This window comes from Arcobacter lacus (assembly GCF_003063295.1).
GTDB lineage: Bacteria > Campylobacterota > Campylobacteria > Campylobacterales > Arcobacteraceae > Aliarcobacter > Aliarcobacter lacus.
The window spans coordinates 53,595-54,011 of sequence record NZ_MUXF01000024.1 but is presented as its reverse complement, the minus strand read 5'-3'; positions in this window follow the sequence as shown (position 1 = coordinate 54,011).

The window sequence follows — 417 nt, the reverse complement described above, 5'->3', positions numbered from 1 at the left end:
CATCGCCGATAATACTGCAGGGTCCCCTTGTGGAAACGTAGGTCATCGCCAGCTCTTTAAGTTTTTTTCCATAAAGCTTACCTTTACATACACTTTTTTGTATCTAATGGTAAGCTTTTTTTTTAGCCCTCTTTATTCTTTTTATTGACATCCCTTTTAATCTTTTTAATCTTTTTAATCTTTTTTTAGCATATCTTACATTGACACTATATTAAAAAGTTCCTTCTCTATACTATCTAGTAGAGCTAAGCTTTCTTTTTTACCTCCCCCCTTTCTTTGCTTATTGTTCTATATATTTAATTTATTACTCTCTTTACTTTATTGCTTATTCTTCACTATATTTAGTTTTAAACACATCTTCTTATACAAGCTGCTTCTATTAACTTTTCATTATAACTTTATATTTAATTTTTTAAA